Origin of the sequence: Curtobacterium sp. MCBA15_004 (assembly GCF_001865055.2) — a bacterium.
Taxonomy (GTDB): domain Bacteria; phylum Actinomycetota; class Actinomycetes; order Actinomycetales; family Microbacteriaceae; genus Curtobacterium.
This window is the reverse complement of the sequence record NZ_CP126266.1, coordinates 3,469,037-3,491,916: the sequence shown is the minus strand read 5'-3', so window position 1 is coordinate 3,491,916 and position 22,880 is coordinate 3,469,037. Positions and strand designations below refer to the sequence as shown.

The following is a 22,880-nucleotide window of genomic DNA, read 5'->3' as shown; positions in this document are numbered from 1 at the left end:
GACCCCCGCAGCAGCACCACCGAACGACCACGAGGACACCATGCACGTCGACCGGCCCCTCGACCGCACGGTCGTCTCCCGGGACGGGACGGTCCTCGCCGTCTCGGAGTCCGGTACCGGGCCGACACTGCTCGTCCTCGGCGGGGCGTGGGACCACCACGGGACCCCGGGCCTCGACGCACTCGTCGACACCCTCCGCCACCGCTACCGGGTCGTCACGGTCGACCGCCGTGGGCGCGGCGCGAGCGGCGACACCCTGCCGTGGTCGATCGAGCGCGAGGTCGAGGACGTCGCGGCGGTCGTCGCCTCGGTCGAGGGGCCGGTCGACGCGCTGGGGATGTGCGTCGGTGCCGGACTCCTCGTCCGTGCCCTCGCCGCCGGTGTCCCGATCCGACGTGCCGTGCTCTGGGAACCGCCGTACCGCGCGACCGTCGACCCGCACGCCGACGACGTCCTGTTCGCCGACGCCCTGGGCGAGCACGTCGCCGCGGGCCGACGGGCGCAGGCGGTCCGCGCGTTCCTCGGCCAGGTGCTCGGCCTGCCGATGGGGCACGTCACCGCGCTGCGGCTGCGGTCCGGTCTGTGGCGGGCGCTCCTGACCGACGCGCACGTGCTCGCCCGGGACGTCCGGGTGCTCGGCGGCCTGGCCGTCCCCGAGCGGGTGGCCTCCTCGATCGGGGTCCCGGTCCTCGTCGCTGCGGGTGACGCGAGCCCCGACTGGATGCGCGCCGCGGCCGCCGCGCTCGCCGAGGCCGTGCCCGGGTCGCGGCACCTCGTCGTCCACGGGCAGGGCCACGTGCCGGACCCGGCGGTGCTCGCCGACCTGGTCGACCGGTTCGCCGGGGTGGGCGCAGCCGGCTGAGCCTGTGGGCGTCGGTCGTACTCGGTCGTCGGCCGTCAGCCGCTGCCCGCGCCCGATCGCCTCTCGACTGCGAGAGGATGGGACCGTGACTGCTCCCCGCCTCGGCCTGCTGCTCGACGTCGACGGCCCCCTCGCCAGCCCCGTGACCCGGACCATCGCCATCGAGTCGATCGTCACGGACCTCGTCGCGCTCGCCGCCGAGGGCGTCCCGATCGTCTTCAACACCGGTCGGAGCGACGCCTTCATCCGGCAGGAGGTCGTCGCACCGCTGCTCGCCGGGGGCCTCGCCGCCGGCGGCCGGGTCCACGCCGTGTGCGAGAAGGGCGCCGTCTGGTGCTCGATCGGTCCGCAGTACGAGGGCGGCACGGGCGAGCTGACCGTCGCCGGGGACCTCGCCCTCCCGCGGGACTTCGCCGACGAGATGCGCGAGCTGGTCCGCGACGAGTACGCCGACCTGGTGTTCTTCGACGAGACGAAGCGCGCGATGGTGTCGATCGAGCAGCGCGTCGAGGTGCCGAACGCGACGTACCTCGCCCGCCAGGCCGAGTTCGACGCGAAGGCGATGGCCGCCCTCGAGCGCCGGGGCCTCGGTGTCCGACGGCTCGACGACGTGCGGCCCGACGCGACCGGTGCCGTGCAGTGGCGCGTGGACCCGACGATCATCTCGACCGACGTGGAGTCCGACCGTTCCGGCAAGGACATGGGCGCCGAGCGCTCCCTCGAGCTGCTGGCCGAGGACGGCGAGCTCCCCGTGACCTGGCGGACGATGGGCGACTCCCGCAGCGACTACGCGATGGCGGACTGGCTGCACGCGAACGGCCACGACGTCGCGCACGTCGACGTCCGTCCCGCCGACGGGGTCCCGGAGACGCCGTACCCGGTGCTCACCGCGCCCGACGGGGTCATCCACGACGAGGCCGGCGCCCGCTTCCTCGCCGAGTGGCGCCGCGGCGCCTGAACCGCACGGCCCGTAGCCCGTAGCCCACAGCCTACAGCCCGCAGGCCGTAGCCCACAGGCCACAGGCCGCGCTCGCGGCCCCGGGCGCGGACCGCAGCCCGCGGCGGTGGACCGCCCCGACGGCGGACCGCAGCCCGCCCGCCGAGCCGCACCGCGCCTCCCGTCCGCTGTCCGCCCCGGTACATCACCGTTTGCGTGACGGCCTGGTACACCAGTACCCTCACGGGGTCCACCGCCAGCCGATGACGGGAACCCCCATGGCATCACCGCTCCGCATCAAGTCGATCGAGGCCTCCCTCGCCGACTCCGAGGAGAAGGGTCGCTCGCTCAAGCGGTCCCTCAAGACGTTCGACATCGCCGCGATGGGCATCGCGGTCGCCGTCGGTGCCGGCATCTTCTCGGTCGGCGCGAACGCCGCCGCGAACTTCGCCGGACCGAGCGTCATCATCTCGTTCCTGCTCGCCGCCGTCACCTGCGGTCTCGCGATCATGTGCTACGCCGAGTTCGCGTCGACGATCCCGGTCGCCGGCTCCGCGTACACCTTCACGTACGCCACGATGGGCGAGCTGCTCGCGTGGATCGTCGGCTGGGACCTCATCCTCGAGACGCTCACCGCCAGCGCCGTGATCGCGAAGTACTGGGGCATCTACCTGAGCACCGCGTTCGGCGTGTTCGGCATCGACGTCCCGGACACCATCCAGCTCGGTCCGATCGGCTTCACCTGGGGCCCGGTCCTGATCGTCGGCGTGTTCACGTTCCTGCTCGCGTTCGGCACGCGGCTGTCGTCGCGGGTGTCCGCGGTGATCACGGTCATCAAGGTCGCGATCGTCGTCTTCGTGATCATCGCCGGCGCGTTCTTCGTCAAGGCGGCGAACTTCGCCCCGTTCGTCCCGCCGGCCGAGCCGACGAAGGGTGCCGAGGGCGGCGTCCTCACGCAGTCGCTCGTGTCCTTCGTGACCGGTGCCGCACCCGCGCAGTACGGCGTGTTCGGGCTGCTCGCCGCGGCGTCGCTCGTCTTCTTCGCGTTCATCGGGTTCGACGTCGTCGCGACGAGCGCCGAGGAGACCGAGAACCCGCAGAAGACCCTGCCGCGCGGCATCTTCATCGGCCTGGGCATCGTCACCCTGCTCTACATCGGCGTGAGCATCGTCATCACCGGCATGGTCTCGTACCAGCGGCTCGCGCAGGAGGACGCCCCCTCGCTCGCCTCGGCCTTCGACATCGTCGGGCTGCCGTGGGCCGCGGGCATCATCGCGATCGGCTCGCTCATCGGCCTGACCACGGTGGTCATGGTGCTGCTCCTCGGGCTGTCGCGCATCGTGTTCTCGATGAGCCGTGACGGTCTGCTCCCGCGCTGGTTCTCGAAGACGAACCCGAAGACGCAGACGCCCGTGCGCGTGCAGGTCGTCGCCGGTGTGATCGTCGCGTTCATCGCCGGGTTCACCGCGGTCGAGCGCCTCGAGGGCATGATCAACATCGGCACGCTGTCGGCCTTCGTGCTCGTGTCGATCGGCATCGTCGTGCTCCGCAAGACCCGGCCGGACGCACCCCGCGCCTTCCGGGTGCCGTGGGTGCCGGTGCTGCCGATCCTCTCGGCGGTGCTGTGCTTCTGGCTCATGCTCAACCTCGAGGTCGAGACGTGGCTGCGCTTCATCGTGTGGCTGGTCATCGGCTTCGCGATCTACTTCGGGTACAGCCGCCGGAACAGCCGGGTGGGCAAGGGCCTGCAGTAGGGGGCGGCCGGGGCGGCCGTCGGTCGCGCTCGCGCACAACGGGGAGCACCTCGCACCACGGATCGCCGTGGCGCGAGGTGCTTTCTGTTGTGCGGCAGCACGTCGCGCCACGTCGCGCCACGGCCCTGCCCAGCCCAGCCCAGCCCTGCCCTGCCCTGCCCAGCCCAGCCCAGCCCAGCCCAGGCCAGGGCCCGGCTACGCCCCGACGGCCAGCAGCGCGCCGAACGACAGCATCACCACGGCGACGAGGCCGTCGAACACGCGCCACGTCAGCGGACGCGCGAACAGCGGCCGGAGGAGTCGCCCGCCGAACCCGAGGGCGCCGAACCACACGCAGCTCGCGGCGACCGCCCCGACGGTCCACCACCAGCGGTCGTCGACGCCCTGCTGGTTCGCGACGGAGCCCAGGAACACGAGCGTGTCCAGGTACACGTGCGGGTTCGCCCACGTGAACACGAGCATGGTCAGGACGGCGGTCCGCATCGTCGGCACGGCCGTGCGCGTGGTCGCCACGGTCCGGCCGGGAGGCGCGACCCGCGTCCGCCCCGACGGTGCGGTCCCGGTGGTGGTCGCCGCCACCCCTGCGCGCGCCACTGCGGTCTGGCCCGCGGCCGGCTCGGCCCGCACCGCGGCCGGCTCGCCCCGCGCCGCGTCGTGCGCGGCCCGGTCGGCCCGCATCGCGTCGGGCGCGGCCAGGTCAGCCCGCTCCGCGTCGTCCGTGGTCGGGAGATCAGGCGTCCCGTCGTCCGCGACGGGGTCGACCCGCATCGCGTCGCCCGAGGGCCGGAGCGCCCGCCGCGCTGCGAGCACCCCGTACGTGAGCAGGAACGCAGCCCCGAGGAACCGCACCACGACGAGCGCGACCGGGAACCGCTCGACCACGACCCCGACGCCCAGGACCCCCGCGACGATGAGCACGGCGTCCGAGAGTGCACACACCGCCACCGCCGCGACCACGACCCGGAGCGGCGTGCTCACCGCGAGCCGGAGCAGGTACGCGTTCTGCACGCCGATCGCCACGATGAGGGCGAGACCGGTGCCGAGGCCGGCGAGCAGGGGCAGGAGGGTGTCCACGCCCTCGACGCTACGAGCGCGCGTGAATGCAGTCCAGCTCACGTTCCTGCAGCACCGTAAGCTGCGCTGCATGCTCCGGCTGCACCGCGACCACCTCGAGACCCTGCTCGCCGCCGTCGACCACGGCACGCTCGACGCCGCGGCGCGTGCCCTGTCGATCACGCCGTCCGCGGTGTCGCAGCGCATCAAGGCGATGGAGCAGCAGCTCGGCCGGGTCCTGCTCCAGCGGACCACGCCGGTCGCGCCGACCGCCGACGGCGAGGTCGTCCTCCGGCACGCGCGGCAGGCCCGACTCCTCGACGACGAGACGGAGCGGGCGCTCGGCGGTGGCGGCACCGACGCCGAGGGGGTCCCGTCGATCCCGCTCGCCGTGAACGCGGACACCCTCGCGACGTGGTTCCTCGACGCGCTCGCCCTGGTCCGGGCCGACACCGAGGTCGTGTTCGACCTGCACCGCGCCGACCAGGACCGGACGGCGGAGCTCCTCCGTGCCGGCACCGTCATGGCGGCGGTCACGGCCGAGGCGGACCCGGTGCAGGGCTGTTCCTCGGTCCCGCTCGGCGTCGACCGGTACCGGGCGGTGGCCTCCCCGGCGTTCGTCGCCCGCTACCTCGGGGGTGCGGACACCGAACGCCGCATGACGGCACGGCTCGACCGGGTGCCGCTCGTCGACTACGACCGCGACGACGACCTGCAGCAGGGGTACCTGCGACGGGTGCTCGGCCACGCGCCGCAGGGTCCGCGGCACTTCGTCCCGACCTCGGCGGACTTCGCGCGTGCGGTCGTGCTCGGCTTCGGCTGGGGGCTGCTGCCCGAGGCCCAGTGCACCGCGGGCCTGCGGGACGGCTCGCTCGTGGAGCTGACTCCCGGACGCCGCGCCGACGTCGCCCTGTGGTGGCAGCGGTGGAACCTGGCGTCGCCGCTGCTCGAGCGCGTGACGGACGCCGTGCGCTCGACGGCCCGCGAGCGCCTGCACCAGCCCGCCTGAGCGGTCGGCCCACCGCCACGCTCGACTGCGGCGCGGGTCCTGTTCCCCGGCCGGGTCGGCGCCGGACCGGCGCGAGCCGTCAGGCGGTCGCCCGCCAGCGCAGCCCGTCGACGAGCAGCCCGACGAGGTGCTGGCTCTGTTCGGTCGTGGGCGCTCCGTGGCACAGGTCTGCGACCGCACGGAGGAGCTGGGTGGCGTCGAGGTCGTTGCGGATGGACCCGGCGGCCGACGCGGCGTCGAGGAGCCCGGTCAGCGCGCCGCCGAGGCGATCGATGAAGTAGGGGTGCAGCCCCTCGAACGCCGGGTCGCCCGACTGCAGCGCGGCGGCGAGCCCCCGCTTCGTCGCGACGAACCCCGTGAACCGACGGAGCCACAGCGCGAGCGCCTCGTCCGGTGCGTGCTCCGCGCTGAGCGTCCCGGCGGCGTCCGCGCAGTCCTCGACGGCCTGCCGGAAGACCGCGACGACCAGGTCGGACCGCAACGGGAAGTGCCGGTAGAGCGTGCCCACCCCGACCCCGGCCCGGTCCGCGATCACCTTCGCCGGGGCGTCGACACCGTGTTCGGCGAAGACCTCGCGAGCGGCGTCGACGAGGGCGTCGAGATTGCGGCGGGCGTCGGCGCGCACGGGTCCTCCGATCTGGGGTTGCGTAAACGGAAAGCCGTTCCGTATGCTTCCGGAAGAGCGTTCCACTTCGGACCACGATAGGACACCGGAGCTCGGGACGCCACGGACAGGAGGCATCCCGTGCAGTACCGCACCCTCGGCAGGACCGGTGTCCAGGTGAGCCCGCTCGCCCTCGGGGCCATGATGCTCGGCACCGACGGCCGGATCGGCAACGGCGACGAACGGGACTCGATCCGCATCGTCCACCGTGCACTCGACGCCGGCATCAACCTCATCGACACCGCCGACCGCTACTCCCAGGGCGGATCCGAGGTCCTCCTCGGCAAGGCGCTCGCCGGCAGACGCGACGACGTGGTCCTCGCCACCAAGTTCAACGGCCCGATGGGCGACGACCCGAACCGTCGTGGCAACTCCCGTCGCTGGATCACCCGCGCGGTCGAGGACTCGCTCCGCCGCCTGCAGACCGACCACATCGACCTGTACCAGGCGCACCGGCCCGACGACACGGTCGACCTCGAGGAGACGCTGTCCGCCCTCACCGACCTCGTGCGGAGCGGCAAGGTCCGGATGATCGGCAGCTCGGACTTCCCGGCGTCGATGCAGGTCGAGGCGCAGTGGACCTCGGAACGTCGCGGCCTCGAGCGCTTCCGCACCGAACAGCCCACCTACTCGATCCTCAACCGCGGCATCGAGCGCGAGGTCCTGCCGGTCGCCCAGCGGTACGGCATGGGCACGCTCGTCTGGAGCCCGCTCGCGGGTGGGATGCTCACGGGCCGGTTCCGTCGTGGACAGGAGACCGACCTCGCTCGCGTCGGCATGTTCCGCCACGACCAGGACGAGCGGCGGATCGACGCGGTCGAGCAGGTCGTCGCACTCTCCGAGGACACCGGCATCCCGATGACCCACCTCGCCCTGGCGTTCGCGATCGCCCACCCGGGGGTGACCAGCGCCCTCATCGGACCGCGGTCGTCGGAACAGCTCGACGACCTGCTCGCCGCGGCCGACGTGGTCCTGTCCGACGAGGTGCTCGACCGCATCGACGCGATCGTCCCGCCCGGCACCGACGTCCGTCGGCTCGACCAGCAGTACGAGCCGCCGGCGCTCCTCCGTCCGGAACTGCGCCGCCGACCCCTCGGGGAGCGTCCCGCCGCCGTCTGACGCCCGGTGCCCGTCCCGACGCGCACCCAGCGCGCCACCTCGTCGGGGACGGCGGCGTCGGCGGGTGCGAGCGGCGACACTCCGCCGCGCGCACCCGCCGACGCTGCCTCCCCCGGCTGCGGTGACCCGGGCGGCGTTCGCTTCCCGGACGGTCTGCGGCACCGCACACCCCCGTGCGCCTACCGTCCGGCCCATGAACCTGCGAGCGAAGACCACCACGGCGCTGCTCGGTGCCGCCACCATCGCGCTGCTGCTCACGGCGTGCGACCCCGGCGGCGCGCAGAACATCGACCCGGTCGGCAAGGTCCCGGGCTCCGAGGAGAAGTCGCAGTCGGCGTCGGACTGCGGGGTCGCCTCCAGCGCCGCGGTCGACGCGATCGGCACGGCGGTCGGCCCGCACGACACCACCGAGTTCGCGAACGTGACGAAGGCCGACGGCGGCTGGTACCTCGGCGCATCCATCGTCCCGTCCGACAGCAAGGACGCGAACGACGACGAGGTCACGGTCTGGGCGACCACCGAGGACCCGACGAAGGACGGGTTCGACGGGGAGCTCTACGCGGTGAACTCCGCGGCGAAGGACGCGACCGCCGACGAGAGCCGCTCGGCCTCCCCGGCGCCCGACTCCTTCAGCGAGGACTCCGACGCGGCGAAGCGCGTCGAGAGCTGCGTCGTCGAGGCCGCCGACCGCTGATCCGACCGTCCGCCCGCGACGAGGCGACCGACCTGCCGACGCGACCCGTTCGCCGGACCGGCACCGCGCCTCCCGGCCGTGCCCGCGCCGTCCCGGGACGCGACCCTCAGGTCTGGCAGCGCGGGCACCAGTAGGTGTCCCGCAGCGTCAGCTCGGAGTCGCCGAGCTCGCCGTGCCGGATCGGCGTCCCGCACCGCAGGCACGGCTTGCCCGCCCGGCCGTACACCCAGAACCGTCGTCCGGGCCGGTCGACGCCGGTCGTCACGCGGGCGTTCCGGTCCCGGTTCGCCAGGATGAGCCGGCTCGCCAACGCGATGACCCGTGCCGGGTCCGGAACCTGGCCGACCGGTCGCGTGGGCAGCACCCCGCGCAGGAAGCAGAGCTCGTTGCGGTAGACGTTGCCGAGCCCGGCGAGCACCCGCTGGTCGAGCAACGCCAGGCCGACGGGCCGCGCGGGGTCGGCCGTGAGGTTCGCGAGCGCGACGTCGGCGTCCCAGTCCGGACCGAGCAGGTCCGGCCCGAGGTGCCCGACGACCTCGGACTCCTGGTCGCGCGGCACGACCTCGAGGACGCCGAGCGTGAAGCCGACGGTCGAGACGTCCTCCGCGTCGAGGACCGCGCGCGCCTGGTGCGCCGGCCGGCGCCAGCGGTCGCCGGGCGCGTAGACGTCCCACCGACCCTCCATCTTCAGGTGCGAGTGCACGGTCAGGTCGCCGATCCGGTGCAGCAGGTGCTTGCCGCGGGGGACCACCTCGTCGACGGTGCGGCCGACGAGGTCGAGCGTCGCGTACGCCGGCACACGGAAGTCGGAGCGCGTCAGCACCTTGCCCGCGAGCGCGGTGTGCAGGCGCCGGGCCGCGCGGAACACGGTGTCACCCTCGGGCACGGAGCACCCCCGGAGTGGTCGGTGTGGGACGGCGGGTGGTCGGGTCGGTCCCGCGGGTCGCGTGCGCGCGGCGCGGCCGGGAGGCGCGGGTCGGGTCGGTCCCGTCGGTCGCGTGCGCAGCGCGCGTCCGCAGGGCGCGGATCGCGTCGATCGCGTCGATCGCTCCCGCGCGGCGCTCCCGCGCGGCGTGCGTCGCCTCAGACACGGAGCCGCAGTCCCTGCGGGGTCGCCGTGAACCCCGCCTCGCGCAGCGCCGACCCGAGGGGGGTCTCGAGCACGAAGTCCCCGTCCACCCGCTCGACCGCGAGCTTCTTCAGCCCGGAGCGCACCACGGCGGCGATCGACGCGGCGGCCGCGGCGAGGTCGGCCGGGTCGTCCGTGAAGGTCAGCACCGACTTCCCGCCGCGCTCGACGTAGACGGCGAGCCGCCCGTCGACGGTCGTGACGAGCGCGCCCGCCTTGCGCCCCGGCCGGTGTCCGCGCCCGCCGGTGGTCCCGCCGGCGGCTGAACCGGTCACCGCGCGCGCAGCCGTGCCGGAGGACGACGTGCTCGGCGAGGTGCCAGCCGCCCCACCACCGGCGACGGCCTGGTCGGCGTCTTCCTGCGGCGCCGGGGCGTCGTCGGAGGGCCACGGCAACGCCGCACCGTACGGGTTCGCGGGGTCGGTCGCGGCGAGGGTGAGCGCACTGCGGTCGTGGTCGCGGTCCGGGCGGGCCTCGTCGTCGAGGTCGCGGGCGTACGTCCGCATCCGGTCGACCGTCGGTCCCGTCGCGAACTGTGCGGCGCCGAGTCCCTCGACGAAGTACCCGCGCCGTGCACGACCGGACTCCTCGAAGCGGCTCAGCACCCGGTAGACGCCTGCGAACCCGCCGCGCACACCCTCGACCTGCACGGCTCCCCGGGTCACGACGCCGTAGCGCTCGAGGAGCTGCTCGGCCGTCGCCGCGGCACGCACGGTGGCGTCGGACTCGGCGAGCGGGAGCAACGACCAGCGGCCGCCGACCGAGGGCGGCCCGGACTGCGACGGCAGCGTCGGGCGGCGGCGACCCCGGTAGGCGCGGGTCCGCGGGGCACTCGTGCTCTTCGCCCGACCGCCGAGCATCGCCCGGAGCGGTGCGAAGGTGTCGTTCGTGATCTGGCCGGCCCAGACGAGGTCCCAGAGGGCCGTGGTCAGGGCCTGGTCGTCGGTGCTGCCGACGGCCTGGCCGAGCTGCCGGAAGAAGTACGCGCCACCGCCCGCGAGCGCACCGAGCACGTCGCGCTGGAGCTCGGTCGTCTCGTCGCCGGCCGGTTCGGCGAGGGTCGTCCCGGCGGTGTCGGCGAGGTGCAGGCGGATCCAGCCGTCGTTGCCGGGCAGGGTGCCGCCGCCGGACCACAGCACCTCGCCCGTGGCCGTGAGCTCGTCGAGCATGCTCGTCGAGTAGTCGGTGACGCGGGACGGCAGCACGAGCGTCTCCCACGCGCTGGCCGGCAGGGCGACCCCGGCGAGCTGGTCGATGACCTGGAGCACGCCGTCGACCCCGCGCAGCCCGCCACGGGTGCCCGGCGTGTGCACGTGCTGCCACGCCGGCAGGAACCGCGCCAGGGTGTCCGGGGAGACCGGTTCGACCTCGTGCCGGAGCGCCGCGAGTGACTTCGTGCGGATGCGTCGGAGGACCTCGGCGTCGCACCACTCGGCGCCCTGGCGGTCGGGACGGAACTCACCCTCGACGACGCGTCGGTCGGCGACCAGGCGGCGCAGGGTGTCCTGCACGACGGCGACCCCGAGCCCGAGTCGGGCGGCGGCGTCGGGCAGCGAGAACGGCCCGTGCGACCGGGCGTACCGGCCGACGAGGTCGCCGAGCGGGTCGGCCACGGGTTCGACGAACGCGGTGGGGACGCCGATCGGCAGCGGGACCCCGATGGCGTCCCGGAGGCGTGACGCGTCCTCGATGACCGACCACCGCGTCGTGCCGGCCTGGCTGAACGAGAGCACGCGGCGGTCGCGCTCCAGGGCCTCGAGGGTCGTCTGCACCGTCGCGACCGCGGCCTGCTGGTCGGCCTCGTCGGCGAGCCAGCTGCGCGCCGTCACCTCGGCGACGTCGAGCGACCCGACCAGGCGGAGCACGTCGACGACACCCTCGGCGTCCCGCGCGCGGCGGTCGGGCGACAGCCGCTGCAGGTCGCGCTCGACCGTGTCGATGACGGTCGGGTCGAGGAGCTCGCGGAGCTCCGCCCGACCGAGCAGCTCGCCGAGCAGCGTCGAGTCGAGCGACAGCGCCGCCGCTCGGCGTTCGGCCAGCGGGGAGTCGCCCTCGTACATGAAGGCCGCGACGTAGCCGAACAGGATCGACCGGGCGAACGGCGACGGCTGCTCGGTCTCGCGCTCGACCAGCCGGATGCTCCGTTCGGCGATCTGGTCGGAGATGCCGAGCAGCGCCGGCACGTCGTACACGTCCTGCAGCACCTCGCGCACGGTCTCGAGCACGATCGGGAACGACGGGTACTTCCGGGCGACGTCGAGCAGCTGCGACGCCCGCTGCCGTTGCTGCCAGAGCGGGGACCGCTGCCCCGGGTTCCGGCGCGGGAGCAGGAGCGCCCGCGCCGCGCACTCGCGGAACCGGGCGGCGAACAGCGCCGAGCCGCCCACCTCGTCGGTCACGAGTGCCTCGAGGTCGTCGCGCTCGAACACGAACAGGTCGGCACCAGGGGGTTCGGCGTCGGTCTCGGGGATGCGCACGACGATGCCGTCGTCGGCCGCCATCGCGTCGCCGTCGATGCCGTGCCGCTCGCGGAGTCGCGCGCCGACCGCCAGGGCCCACGGCGCGTGCACCTGCATGCCGTACGGCGAGTGCAGGATGAGCCGCCAGTCACCGAGCTCGTCGCGGAACCGCTCGACGAGCAGCGTCGTGTCGTTCGGCACGTGCCCGGTCGCCTCGCGCTGGTCGCGCAGGAAGGTCAGCAGGTTCGTCACGGCGCGCTCGTCGAGTCCGCCGGCGGCGACCCTGGCGCGGGCGTCCTCGTCGGAGGCGCCGTCGACCTCGCGCACGAAGGCCCCGGTGGCGCGGCCGAGTTCGGCGGGCCGGCCGATGCCGTCGCCCTTCCAGAACGGCACGCGACCCGGTTGCCCGAACGCGGGGCTGACGATGACGCGGTCGTGCGTGATCTCCTCGATGCGCCAGCTCGTCGCCCCGAGGGCGAACACGTCGCCGACGCGGGACTCGTAGACCATCTCCTCGTCGAGCTCACCGACGCGCGAGGCCTTCTCGCCGACCATGAAGACGCCGAACATGCCACGGTCCGGGATCGTCCCGCCGCTGGTCACCGCGAGCCGCTGTGCGCCGGGGCGACCGGTCAGGGTGCCGTGCACGCGGTCCCACACCAAGCGGGGGCGCAGCTCGGCGAACTCGTCGCTCGGGTACCGCCCGGTGACGAGGTCGAGCGTCGCCTCGAACGCGGAGCGCGGCAGCGAGCTGAACGGGGCACTGCGCCGCACGAGGTCGAACCAGTGCTCGACGTCGACCGTGTCGATCGCCCCCGCCGCGACGGTGTGCTGGGCGAGCACGTCGAGCGGGTTCGTGGGCACCGAGATCGACTCGATCTGCCCGGACACCATCCGCTCGACGGTCACCGCGCTGTTGACGAGGTCGGCGCGGTGCTTCGGGAACAGCACGCCCCGCGAGATCTCGCCCACCTGGTGTCCTGCGCGCCCGACGCGCTGCAGGCCGCTCGCGACCGAGGGTGGCGCCTCGACCTGGACGACCAGGTCGACCTCGCCCATGTCGATGCCGAGTTCGAGCGAGCTCGTCGCGACGACGCAGCGCAGCCGCCCGGACTTCAGGTCGTCCTCGATGATCGCGCGCTGGTCCTTGGACACCGAACCGTGGTGCGCGCGGGCCAGCACGGGGACCGCGGGGTCGGAGCCGCCGCCGTCCGTCTGCCCGGACTGCCCGATCACCTGCGCCGGCGGCCGCTTCGGCTGCGCGACCGGGGCGTGCGCGGACGCACGGCCGGGCGACTGCGTCACCGGGCCCACGGTCCCGGCGGTACCGACAGCCCCGACGGCCGCCGGTTCGCGGTCGTCCCGCGCCGCGAGGACCCGTTCCTCGTGGATCTCGTTGAGCCGGGCGGTCAGGCGTTCGGCCAGGCGCCGCGAGTTCGCGAACACGATGGTCGACCGGTGCTCCTCGACGAGGTCGACCACGCGTTCCTCGACGTGCGGCCAGATCGAGCCGTTGGTCGGCGACTCGGTGGCGTCGGCCCCGACCGGGGGAGCGCCGAGCTCGGTCATGTCGTCGACGGGCACGACGACCCGCAGGTCGAACGTCTTCTGCGCGGGCGGGGCGATGATCGTGACCGGCGCACGGCCGCCGAGGAACCGGGCGACCTCCTCCGCCGGACGCACCGTCGCGGACAGCCCGATGCGCTGCACCGGCTTGTCGAGCAGGTCGTCGAGCCGTTCGAGCGACACGGCGAGGTGCGCCCCGCGCTTCGACGACGCGACCGCGTGCACCTCGTCCACGATGACGGTGTCGACGTTCACCAGGGTCTCCCGCGCCGCCGAGGTCAGCATGAGGTACAGCGACTCGGGCGTCGTGATGAGGATGTCCGGCGGCTGCCGGAGCAGGCGCTGCCGGTCGGACGAGGGGGTGTCGCCGCTGCGGACGCCGACCGTGACCTCGGGCGGCTCCGTCCCGAGCCGGCGGGCGGTCTGCGTGATGCCGACGAGCGGGCTGCGGAGGTTCCGCTCGACGTCGACGCCGAGCGCCTTCAGCGGGGAGACGTAGAGCACGCGCGTGCGCTGCTTGGCCGGGGGCCGGTCGGTGGCACTGATGAGCCGGTCGATCGACCACAGGAACGACGCCAGGGTCTTGCCGGAGCCGGTCGGGGCGACCACCAGGGCGTGCTGCCCGGTGGAGACGGCGTCCCACGCGCCGGCCTGTGCGGCGGTCGGTGCCGCGAACGCGCCGCGGAACCACTCGGCGGTGGCGGGGGAGAAGCGCTCGAGGACGTCCGTCATGGTCCGTCCCATCCTGCCCGCGGCCACCGACAGCGGGCCGAGGAAGCAACTCCTTGACACAACGATAGTTAGCGATCTATCGTGACGCATCGCGATACGACAATGACTGAAGGGGTCCCGATCGGAACCCACGACCACGAAGGAGTCCTCATGCACCCGATGCACGACGACCAGATGAACCACACGCACGGCCGACGCGACGAGCGCGGTTCCGGCCCCCGCGGCCCCCGCTTCGGCGGTGCACGGCAGCACCACGGCCACGGCTTCCCCGGCCGGGACCGCGGTGACCACGACCACGGCGGACGCGGCGGCTTCGGCCCCGGCGGACGCGGCCTCCCGGGCTTCGGTCCCGGCTTCCCCGGCTTCGGGCCCGGCGGTGGCCCCGGCCGCGAACGCCGCCGCCGCGGCGACGTCCGCCTGGCGATCCTCGGCCTCCTCGCCGAGGGGCCGCAGAACGGCTACGCCGTGATCAAGACGATCGCCGAGCGCACCGACGGCGCCTGGAAGCCGAGCCCCGGCTCGGTCTACCCGACGCTGCAGCAGCTCGTCGACGAGGACCTCGTCGTCGCCACCGGCGACGGTCGCAAGACGCTCTTCGAGCTCACCGACGCGGGCCGGGCCGAGGCCGAGGCGAAGGCGGACGAGATCGCCGCGGCGTTCGCGTCCGCACCCGGCATTCCCGACACGCAGCGCGAGTTCGTCGAGGCGTTCCGGAAGGTGACGGGCGTGCTGCACGTCTACCGGACGAGCGCGACCGACGAGCAGACGAAGGCGGCGACCGCCAAGGTCGACCAGCTGCGCCGGGACCTGCTCCAGATCCTCGCCGACTAGCGGCGCACGTCGCGACGCGACCGGACGACGGCCGGGAGGCGCGTGGCGGGCCCGCCACGCGCCTCCCGGCCGTCACCGGTCGCCCCCGCGACCCGCGGACGGAGCAGACGACGTCGGGTCGGAGCCACGCACCCGACGTCTCCTGCTCCATCCGCCACGTCCGTCGCCCACCAAGCGACCCCCGCCGACGTCAGGCGGCGTCGACGAACCCGGCCACGTCGGCGAGCTCGGCCGCCGAGACCGCGTGCGGCAGGCCCGGGTACGTCCGGTCCGTCACGTCGGTGTGCGCCGCCGCCCACGCCTGCGTCCGTGCGGTCGCCTCGGCGGGGATCACCGGGTCGGCGTCCCCGTGCCCGAGGAACACCCGCGGGCGGACGGCGGCCACGGCGTCGTCACGGGCGTCCGTCACGGGCACGACGAAGCCGGACAGCGACACCGCGAACACGAACCCCGTCGGACGGGCCCGCAGCAGCTGCAGCGCCATCGATCCCCCCTGTGAGAACCCGAGCAACCCGATGCGCGGGTGGTCGGCGGCGACGCCGTCGATCCAGGCCAGGACCTCCTCGACCGCGGCGTCCACGGGACCCGGCGCTGGGGAGCCCGGTGTGCCGAGCGGGTACCAGGAGAACCCCGGCCCCCAGGACATCGGCGCGCGGAGCGATGCCGTCGTCCAAGCAAGGGGCAGCGCGGGTGCCAGGCCGAGCAGGTCGCGCTCGTTCGACCCCACCCCGTGCAGCATCACGAGCAGCGGCGTCCCCGCACGCTCCTCGGCCGGCCGGGTCCACTGCACGAGGTCTGCATCGATCACGGGGACGACGCTAGCCGTCCCCGGAGGCCGCGCCGTACGCCGAACTCGCCGGGCCGACTGGTAGACACGGTGCATGGCCTCGCTGCGCACCCCCGACCCCGACTCCGGCTGGCTGTCCGACGAGGAGCTCGCGAACATCCGCCGTCGGCTGCCCATCTGCTACGTCGAGGCCCTGCCCGTCCGGCTCGACGGCCTCGGCGTCGTGACCGAGGTCGGGGTGCTCCTGCGCGTCTCGCCGAGCGGGTCGATCGCCCGCACGCTCGTCTCCGGCCGCGTGATGTTCGGCGAGTCGATCCGGACCGCACTGTTCCGGCACCTCGAGAAGGACCTCGGTCCGATGGCCTTCCCGCAGCTCCCGGCGAGCCCGACCCCCTTCACGGTGGCCGAGTACTTCCCGCTGCCCGGCGCCTCGGTGTTCACGGACGAGCGACAGCACGCGATCTCGCTCGCCTACGTCGTCCCGGTCACGGGCACGTGCGAGCCGCGCCAGGACGCACTCGAGCTCACGTGGATGAGCCCGATGGAGGCGGCGTCCGACGCCGTCGCCGAGGAGATGGAGGGCGGCCGCGGCACCCTGCTCCGCGCCGGCCTCGCCTCCGTCGGCGCCCTGCACTGACGCACCAGCCCTGCACTGACGCGCCACGCGCCCGCGCGGGCGCCCCGTGCACGACGAAGCCCCCGGATCCGATCGGATCCGGGGGCTTCGCAGCGCGGTCTGGAGACCGGCTTCAGTGCTTGTCGTTGCGGAGGCTGTCCGCGACGCCGTGCGCCGCGTCCTTGACGTCGTCGACGCCCTGCTTGGCCGACGCCTTGGCCTGGTCGGTCTGACCCTCGGCCTTCAGCTTGTCGTTGCCGGTCAGGTTGCCGAGACCCTCCTTGACCTTGCCGACGAGCTTCTCGCCGGTGTGGTTCTCTTCGCTGCCAGCCATACGGTCTCCTTCCAACGACGGACGGTTCCCCGTCGGCCGCTCGCGCGGCGTCCGGTGCAGGAGAACCTACGCCGCCGGACGACCGGGTTCGCACCCGGTGTCCAGGTTCAGCCGGAGGCCGTCCCCCGACCGCCGGGCCGACCCCGTGGCCGGCGGGGTGCGGGCCCGATCAGTGGCGGTCGGCAGAGCCCGCGGGACGCGTGGCCCGACGCGAGCCGGAGCGGCGACGGGGGCCGCCCGTCTCCGAACCGCTGCTGCGGCCGGCGGCGTACCCACCGTCCGAGGACCACACGGCGCTGGAGCCACCGCGCACGACGTCGCTCGACGCACGACGGCCGGCGGCGCCACCACGACGCTGCCCACCGCCCGTCGCAGCGGCACCCGAGGCCGCACCGCGACCGGCACCGCGGCCACCGGACGTGCCGGCACCCTCGGTCGCCGGACGACCGCCGCGCCCGTTGCCGGACCGGCCGGACGCGACCGACGCACCGGCCGAGGCGGGCTGGGCCGCGCCTCCCGACCGTGCGCCGCGACCACGGCGACGACCGCCGCCGTCACCACCGGCGTCCGCGACGCGCGGCTGGCGCTGGCGCTGCTGCTGCTGGGCGGGCTGCTCCTCGACGTGGCGGATCGGAGCGACCTCGCCGACGAGTGCGGTGACCGCGGGCGAGGTCGCCGTGACCTGCTGCGGCTTGACCGAGATGGCGGCGGCACGCATCATCTGCGCCACGTCGCGGCGCTCGGCCGGCAGCGTGACCGTGACGACGTCGCCCGAGGAACCGGCACGCGCGGTGCGGCCCGAACGGTGCAGGTACGCCTTGTGCTCGGTCGGCGGGTCGACGTGCACGACGAGCTCGACGTGGTCGACGTGCACGCCACGGGCGGCGACGTCGGTGGCGACGAGGACGAGGGCCTCACCGGACGAGAACTTCGCGAGGTTCCGCTCACGCGCGCCCTGCGACAGGTTGCCCTGCAGGTCGACGGCCGGGATGCCCTGGCTCGAGAGCTGCTTCGCCAGGCGCTTCGCGTGGTGCTTCGTGCGCATGAACAGGATGCGGCGGCCGGTGCCCGAGGCGAGCATCCGGACGAGGTCCTTCTTCACGTCGGCGTCGGCGGCCTCGAAGAGGTGGTGCGTCATCGCCTCGACGGGGCTGGTCTCGTCGTCGACCGAGTGCATGACCGGCGAGTGCAGGAACTTCTTGACGAGCTTGTCCACGCCGTTGTCGAGCGTGGCCGAGAACAGCAGGCGCTGCCCCTTCTCGGGCGTCGCCTGCATGATCTTCGTGACGCCGGGCAGGAAGCCCATGTCGGCCATGTGGTCGGCCTCGTCGAGGACGGTGACCTCGATCGCGTCGAGCTTCACGTGGCCCTGCTGCATGAGGTCGGCGAGGCGGCCGGGGCAGGCCACGACGACGTCGACGCCGCGGTTGAACGCCTCGACCTGACGGCCCTGGCCCACGCCGCCGAAGACGGTCGTGGTGTTCAGGCCCATGGCCTTCGCGAGCGGGGCGAGGGTCGCGTCGATCTGCGTCGCGAGCTCACGGGTCGGGGCGAGCACGAGGGCGCGCGGTCGACCGGCACGGCGCTGCTTCGGGTTGGCGGCGAGCCGTGCGACCAGGGGGATCGCGAACGCGATGGTCTTGCCCGAGCCGGTGCGGCCGCGGCCGAGCACGTCCTTGCCGCGCAGCGAGTCGGGGAGCGTGTCCGCCTGGATCGGGAAGGCGGTCTCCTTGCCCTGCTGGGCGAGGACGTCGACGATCGGGGCCGGGACGCCCAGGTCGGAGAAACGGGTGGTGGAGTCGGTCATCATGACCCTTCCAGCCGGCGTGGGCCGGCCGTGGGCGCGCTCGTGTCCGGCGCGCGGGCGGGGATCCTGCGCGGCCGGGGAGGCCGGCGCAGTCGCCGCAGCAGAGAGCCTGGGCACCGATGTGCTGGTGCGTGATCATCGACCGGTGACCGGTCGGGAGTTCGGGGCGTCCGTACGACGCACGAGGCGATCGGCGCCTCGAGTACCCCCAGCATAGCGGTCGTCGGCCCCGCTGGGCAGTGGGCGTTCGCCGAGCGCGTGCGATGATCCTGCTCGTGGCCCCTCGGACGACCCCGCGCACCGCTCTCGTCGCGGTCTCGACGGCGGTGCTCCTCGTGCTCGGCGCCACCGCCTGCGCGGGCGGTGGCGCACCGTCCGCGACCGCGCCCGTCGGCGTGGCGTCGGCCCGGCAGGCCCCGCCGGTCCCGACCGCCGGTGAGCCGTCGTCGAGCAGCGCACGGGTGCGCGCCCTGCCCACCGGCGGCGTGCCGGACTACCAGCTCGGCGGCGCGTACGCCCCCGCCGCGGACGTCACGGTCGTCGAGCGGGACAGCACCGCCCGACCCGCCGCGGGCGTGTACTCGATCTGCTACGTCAACGGCTTCCAGACCCAGCCGGACGAGACCGACGACTGGCTCGACCACCACCCCGACGCGGTGCTCCGCGACGAGGACGGCGAACCGGTGTCCGACCCCGGCTGGCCCGACGAGGTGCTGCTCGACACGAGGACCGCCGCCACGCGCGCCGAGGTCCTCGCCGTCCTGTCGCCCGTGGTCGCCCGGTGCGCCGACCGCGGGTTCGCGGCGGTCGAGTTCGACAACCTCGACTCGTGGACCCGCTCCGACGGGCGGCTGACCCCGGCGGGCAACCTCGCGCTCGCCGCCGACCTGGTGCGGACCGGGCACGCGCACGGCCTCGCGGTCGGGCAGAAGAACACGCCCCAGCTCGGTGCGACGGGACGGCAGCGGACGGGCTTCGACTTCGTGGTCGCCGAGGAGTGCGTGCAGTACGACGAGTGCTCGGCCTACACCGACGTGTACGGCGACCAGGTGGTCGACGTCGAGTACGCGGACACCCTCGGGCGGCCGTGGTCCGAGGTGTGCGCGCTGCCGGACCGGCCCGCGATGACGATCCTGCGGGACCGGGACCTCGTGGTGCCGTCCGACCCGGCGTACGTCGCCGAGCACTGCTGACGCGGTCGCGTCGGTCGGGAGGCGCGGTGCGGGTCCGTCGCGCTGGTGGCGGTCGGTCGTGACCGGCCGGGAGGCGCGGTGCGGGTCCGCCCCGCCGGCTGCGGTCGGACGTGCGGGGCCGGTGGGGAGGCGCGGTGCGCGTCCGCCCCGCTGGCTGCGGTCGGTCCGGTCGGTCCGCGGCAGGCGGTGACGGTCGCCGGCGTGGCCGTCAGGTGGTCAGGCGGGCCAGGCCTCGTGCACGGCGGCGGCGGCCTGGTCGGCGGAGAGTCCGGCCTCGCGGGCGGCGGCGACGAGGGCACGGGCGGCCTCGGTGACCGGGCCCGGAACCTCGACCGGTCGGACGACGCGCGTGCCGGCGCCGCGCGCGGTGTGCACGAGGTCGGCCTCCTCGAGCAGCTGGTAGGCCTTCGCGACGGTGCCGGCGGCGAGCCCGAGCTCCTCCGCCAGGGCGCGGACGCTCGGCAGGCGCTCGCCGTCGACGAGGTACCCCGCCGTGATCTGGGCCGCGATCTGCGACCGCACCTGCTCGAAGGGTGGCACCCGCCCGCCGGCGTCGAGGGCCACGAGTCCGGTCATGCGCTCCATGTGCTGTCCTGCTCGTCGAGGGTCAGAAGTCGTACTGCTCGCCGACCGGGATCGGCACCGCGACCGTGTTGCCGGGCGGCGCGAGCGGGCACGCCCAGGCCGGGTCGTACGCGCACGAGGGGTTGTAGGCGAAGTTGAAGTCGAGCACGAGCTCGCCGTCGTCGCCCCCGAGGTCGGCGCCCTTGATCGTGTCGAGCAGGTACCGTCCGCCGCCGTAGGTGCCCCGGGCCCGGCCCGCGCTGGCGTCCTTCACCGGGACGAACACGCCGCCCGCGTAGCCGCCGTGCGACCACACGTCGAGCGACCCGATGCCGGGCAGCCGGACGACGCCCAGGCGGTCGAAGTGCACCGTGCCGTCGGTCCCGGTCTCGACGTCCATCGCCAGGGGCTCGGCGGTCTCGACCCGGGCGCGGAACCGCCACTCGGGGTCGTAGTCCGGGACGGGCAGCGCCTCGAAGTCGCGGGCGTCCTCGTCGAGCAGCGGGCTCGCGGGGTGTTCGCCGAACATGGCGTCCCGCGTCTCGCGCCACATCGCGTGGGCGGTCTCGGGGTCGGGCGTCGCGCGGACCCGGCGGTACAGGTCGAACGTCATCCGACGCCAGTCCACGGTCGCGAGCGTGCTGTGCACACGGTCCTGGGCCCTCGGCTCCTGCGTCTGGCTCACACGGCGAGCGTACGCCCGGGCGCTCCGCGTGTGCCAGCGACCGGCCGCGATCGTCCCGTCTCGGCACGGCACCCGCCGTGCGGGGTCGACCGCCGGGTCAGGCCCCCGGTCGCCAGGTGGGGGCGAGCTGGCGCATCCGCAGGGCGCGCCACTGCCAGATGACCCACATGCCCGGCCACAGCGCCACCCCGAGGACCGCGGGCCGCATCCGGTAGGTCAGCCGGTCCAGGAGCAGCGTCCGCCCGTCACCGAGGTCGACCGTCGCCATCCGGTGCGCCATCGTCATCCGGCCGAACAGCCCGGAGACGCCACCGCCGTCGTCGCGCTGCACGGGGACGCCGTCGACCTCGTACCGGTCGATGTCGACGTGGGTGTCGCCGCTCGGCACGACGCCGAACGCGTCCGCGGTGATCGGGTGCGGTTCGCCGGGTGTCCACCGCACGGGCAGGCCCTCGGGGGACCGCGACCGGTACACCAGGAACGGCTTCGTCACCGCGACCATCACGGCCGGGGACATCAGGGCGTCGCGCACGGTGTCGACCGGCGCGTCCAGGACGATGCGGAGTCCGACGTGCATGCGCCGGACGCTACCCGCGGACGCTGGGACGTCCGGGCCGGCCCGCCGTCACCTCGCGGTCGGCGGAACGCGCATCAGGCGTGCCGTGCGGCCCGGCGGCGGGAGCCCTCGGCCCGGTCGCGGTTGCGGAGCCGCTCGGTGAGCGACAGCCGGACGGTCGGCCACTCGGCAGCGGTGATCGAGAAGACCACCGTGTCGCGCAGGGTGCCGTCGCGGCCGATCGCGTGGCTGCGGAGCACCCCGTCCTGCTTGGCGCCGAGGGACGCGATCGCCGCGCGGGACTGCTGGTTGTGCCAGTGCGTCCGGAACTCGACCGCGATGCACTGCCAGGTCTCGAACGCGTGCGACAGCAGCAGGAGCTTGGCCTCGGTGTTGATCCCGGTGCGCTGCGCCGCCCGGGCGAGGAACGTGTACCCGATCTCGACGCGGCGGTTCGGGACGTCGATGTTCGCGAAGGTCGTGGCCCCGACGACCCGGCCGGTCGGACGGTTGCGGATCGCGAACGGCACCATGCGGCCGGCCTCGTGCTCCGCGAGCCGGCGCTCGATCTCGCCGTCGACCGCGTCGGGCGCCGGGACCGAGGTGTACCAGGTGCGCCAGAGGTCGCCGTCGGTGACCGCCGCCCGCAGGTCGTCCGCGTGCTCGGGGTCGAGCGGCTCGAGCGTCACGCGGTCGCCGGTCAGGGTGGGGACGGGGGCGAGCTCCATGGTCACCGATCCTACGGTCGGTCGCGCTGACCGATCGACCTCCGGACGCCGCCCGCGGACAGGGCTCCTGAGCGGACGGACAGGCCGTCGCGCTCGGTATCGTGGCCCCGTGGCAGCACGCACCCAGGGGCAGTACCAGGTCCGGTTCGCGTGGGGCGTCGCCGGCGCCGAGCGCGTCGCCGCGGACGCACACCTGGTGGTCTGGGTCGACGTCCTGCCCGAGCGACGTGGCACGTCCGCGGCCGATCGGGACCGCGATGCCCGGGCCGCGGCAGCCCGCGTGCCGGTGGGGCCGGAGGTCGTGCTCGGCCACCTCGGGAACGCGCGTGCGGTCGCGGAACGCGTGACGGGCCTCCAGGCCGAGCGTGGTGACCGGTGCGTCGTCGCGGTCGTCGCCGCGGGCCGGACCACGGGGCCGCACACGGACGCCGCCGAGGCGGCGGGCGAGCCCGCCGACACCTCAGAGGCCCCGGACCCCGCCGTCGAGGACCTGCTCGCGGCCGGTGCGGTCGTGGACGCCCTCGTCGCCGTCGGCATCGACCACACCGCACCCGAGGCGGCCGCCGCCTGCGCCGCGTACACGGGGCTGCGACAGGCGGTGCGGCACCTCGTCAGCGCCGCCGAAGGGGCGTCCGGTCTCGACCGTGAGGACGTGCGGACGGCGCTCGCCGCCGGACCGGACCTCGTCGTCCTCCGCCCCGGTGCGCAGCGGGGCCGGACCGGTGCGCAGCGGGACTGCTCCACCGTGCAGCGGGGCAGTTCCGGTGCGCAGCGGGAACAGGGACCGCGCGCGTAGCGTTC

Annotated in this window: 21 protein-coding genes; 10 read left to right on the top strand and 11 right to left on the bottom strand. The window is 74.3% G+C overall.

What is annotated here, in order from left to right:
• The first annotated feature begins 40 nt into the window (after window positions 1-40).
• The 3 genes from QOL16_RS16520 to QOL16_RS16510 all read left to right on the top strand — a co-directional run bounded on the left by QOL16_RS16520 (window position 41) and on the right by QOL16_RS16510 (window position 3,553).
• Window positions 41-862 carry an alpha/beta fold hydrolase gene (locus QOL16_RS16520; RefSeq protein ID WP_071285455.1) on the top strand — a complete coding sequence of 274 codons (822 nt, stop codon included), beginning with the start codon at window positions 41-43 and terminating at the stop codon, window positions 860-862.
• A gap of 85 nt (window positions 863-947) precedes the next feature.
• On the top strand, window positions 948-1,820 hold the full coding sequence (locus QOL16_RS16515; protein ID WP_139266512.1) for a hypothetical protein: 873 nt from the start codon (window positions 948-950) through the stop codon (window positions 1,818-1,820).
• A gap of 257 nt (window positions 1,821-2,077) precedes the next feature.
• Window positions 2,078-3,553, top strand: a complete 1,476-nt coding sequence (locus tag QOL16_RS16510; protein WP_065962057.1) for an APC family permease — start codon at window positions 2,078-2,080, stop codon at window positions 3,551-3,553.
• A 195-nt stretch (window positions 3,554-3,748) separates the two neighbouring features.
• Here QOL16_RS16510 and QOL16_RS16505 read toward each other — a convergent pair whose 3' ends face one another.
• Window positions 3,749-4,627 (bottom strand): LysE/ArgO family amino acid transporter, encoded by an 879-nt coding sequence (locus tag QOL16_RS16505; protein WP_071285453.1) that lies wholly within the window; start codon window positions 4,625-4,627, stop codon window positions 3,749-3,751.
• A 22-nt stretch (window positions 4,628-4,649) separates the two neighbouring features.
• On the opposite strand from QOL16_RS16505, the gene QOL16_RS16500 reads away from it, so the two are divergent.
• Window positions 4,650-5,615, top strand: a complete 966-nt coding sequence (locus QOL16_RS16500; protein WP_370692545.1) for a LysR family transcriptional regulator ArgP — start codon at window positions 4,650-4,652, stop codon at window positions 5,613-5,615.
• A gap of 79 nt (window positions 5,616-5,694) precedes the next feature.
• Here QOL16_RS16500 and QOL16_RS16495 read toward each other — a convergent pair whose 3' ends face one another.
• Window positions 5,695-6,240 (bottom strand): TetR/AcrR family transcriptional regulator, encoded by a 546-nt coding sequence (locus tag QOL16_RS16495; protein ID WP_071246023.1) that lies wholly within the window; start codon window positions 6,238-6,240, stop codon window positions 5,695-5,697.
• Between the two features lie 120 nt (window positions 6,241-6,360).
• Between QOL16_RS16495 and QOL16_RS16490 the strand changes: the two genes are divergently transcribed.
• Together QOL16_RS16490 and QOL16_RS16485 are read left to right on the top strand one after the other, a co-directional pair.
• Complete coding sequence (locus tag QOL16_RS16490) at window positions 6,361-7,398, top strand: aldo/keto reductase (protein ID WP_065962063.1); 1,038 nt, start codon at window positions 6,361-6,363, stop codon at window positions 7,396-7,398.
• Window positions 7,399-7,591: 193 nt separating this feature from the next.
• Window positions 7,592-8,092: a hypothetical protein gene (locus QOL16_RS16485; protein WP_065962064.1), complete on the top strand. Its 501-nt coding sequence runs from the start codon at window positions 7,592-7,594 to the stop codon at window positions 8,090-8,092.
• Window positions 8,093-8,198: 106 nt separating this feature from the next.
• Here QOL16_RS16485 and QOL16_RS16480 read toward each other — a convergent pair whose 3' ends face one another.
• Window positions 8,199-8,978: an Fpg/Nei family DNA glycosylase gene (locus QOL16_RS16480; RefSeq protein ID WP_071285449.1), complete on the bottom strand. Its 780-nt coding sequence runs from the start codon at window positions 8,976-8,978 to the stop codon at window positions 8,199-8,201.
• 197 nt (window positions 8,979-9,175) lie between these two features.
• Complete coding sequence (locus tag QOL16_RS16475) at window positions 9,176-13,978, bottom strand: ATP-dependent helicase (protein ID WP_071285445.1); 4,803 nt, start codon at window positions 13,976-13,978, stop codon at window positions 9,176-9,178.
• A 174-nt stretch (window positions 13,979-14,152) separates the two neighbouring features.
• Here QOL16_RS16475 and QOL16_RS16470 point away from each other — a divergent pair, with 174 nt between their 5' ends.
• Complete coding sequence (locus tag QOL16_RS16470) at window positions 14,153-14,809, top strand: PadR family transcriptional regulator (protein WP_370692580.1); 657 nt, start codon at window positions 14,153-14,155, stop codon at window positions 14,807-14,809.
• A 190-nt stretch (window positions 14,810-14,999) separates the two neighbouring features.
• Here QOL16_RS16470 and QOL16_RS16465 read toward each other — a convergent pair whose 3' ends face one another.
• A complete protein-coding gene (locus QOL16_RS16465; RefSeq protein ID WP_071285441.1) occupies window positions 15,000-15,617 on the bottom strand; it encodes an alpha/beta hydrolase in 618 nt (205 codons plus the stop codon).
• 73 nt (window positions 15,618-15,690) lie between these two features.
• On the opposite strand from QOL16_RS16465, the gene QOL16_RS16460 reads away from it, so the two are divergent.
• Complete coding sequence (locus tag QOL16_RS16460; RefSeq protein WP_065962073.1) at window positions 15,691-16,233, top strand: NUDIX hydrolase family protein; 543 nt, start codon at window positions 15,691-15,693, stop codon at window positions 16,231-16,233.
• A gap of 112 nt (window positions 16,234-16,345) precedes the next feature.
• On the opposite strand, the gene QOL16_RS16455 is transcribed toward QOL16_RS16460, so the two are convergent.
• Both QOL16_RS16455 and QOL16_RS16450 read right to left on the bottom strand, forming a co-directional pair.
• On the bottom strand, window positions 16,346-16,546 hold the full coding sequence (locus QOL16_RS16455) for a CsbD family protein (RefSeq protein ID WP_065962075.1): 201 nt from the start codon (window positions 16,544-16,546) through the stop codon (window positions 16,346-16,348).
• 169 nt (window positions 16,547-16,715) lie between these two features.
• Complete coding sequence (locus QOL16_RS16450; RefSeq protein ID WP_065962105.1) at window positions 16,716-18,353, bottom strand: DEAD/DEAH box helicase; 1,638 nt, start codon at window positions 18,351-18,353, stop codon at window positions 16,716-16,718.
• Window positions 18,354-18,628: 275 nt separating this feature from the next.
• Here QOL16_RS16450 and QOL16_RS16445 point away from each other — a divergent pair, with 275 nt between their 5' ends.
• Entirely contained in the window at window positions 18,629-19,546 is a 918-nt protein-coding gene (locus QOL16_RS16445) for an endo alpha-1,4 polygalactosaminidase (protein WP_254780328.1), read from the top strand.
• Between the two features lie 216 nt (window positions 19,547-19,762).
• Here the strand turns inward: QOL16_RS16445 and QOL16_RS16440 are convergent, their stop codons facing one another.
• The 4 genes from QOL16_RS16440 to QOL16_RS16425 all read right to left on the bottom strand — a co-directional run bounded on the left by QOL16_RS16440 (window position 19,763) and on the right by QOL16_RS16425 (window position 22,079).
• Window positions 19,763-20,131: a GntR family transcriptional regulator gene (locus QOL16_RS16440; RefSeq protein WP_083230207.1), complete on the bottom strand. Its 369-nt coding sequence runs from the start codon at window positions 20,129-20,131 to the stop codon at window positions 19,763-19,765.
• Window positions 20,132-20,153: 22 nt separating this feature from the next.
• Window positions 20,154-20,795 (bottom strand): DUF1684 domain-containing protein, encoded by a 642-nt coding sequence (locus tag QOL16_RS16435; RefSeq protein ID WP_370692412.1) that lies wholly within the window; start codon window positions 20,793-20,795, stop codon window positions 20,154-20,156.
• 97 nt (window positions 20,796-20,892) lie between these two features.
• On the bottom strand, window positions 20,893-21,372 hold the full coding sequence (locus tag QOL16_RS16430) for a hypothetical protein (RefSeq protein ID WP_071285437.1): 480 nt from the start codon (window positions 21,370-21,372) through the stop codon (window positions 20,893-20,895).
• A gap of 74 nt (window positions 21,373-21,446) precedes the next feature.
• On the bottom strand, window positions 21,447-22,079 hold the full coding sequence (locus QOL16_RS16425) for a GNAT family N-acetyltransferase (protein ID WP_071285435.1): 633 nt from the start codon (window positions 22,077-22,079) through the stop codon (window positions 21,447-21,449).
• 109 nt (window positions 22,080-22,188) lie between these two features.
• Here QOL16_RS16425 and QOL16_RS16420 point away from each other — a divergent pair, with 109 nt between their 5' ends.
• Window positions 22,189-22,875: a hypothetical protein gene (locus tag QOL16_RS16420; RefSeq protein WP_071285432.1), complete on the top strand. Its 687-nt coding sequence runs from the start codon at window positions 22,189-22,191 to the stop codon at window positions 22,873-22,875.
• Window positions 22,876-22,880 lie beyond the last annotated feature (5 nt).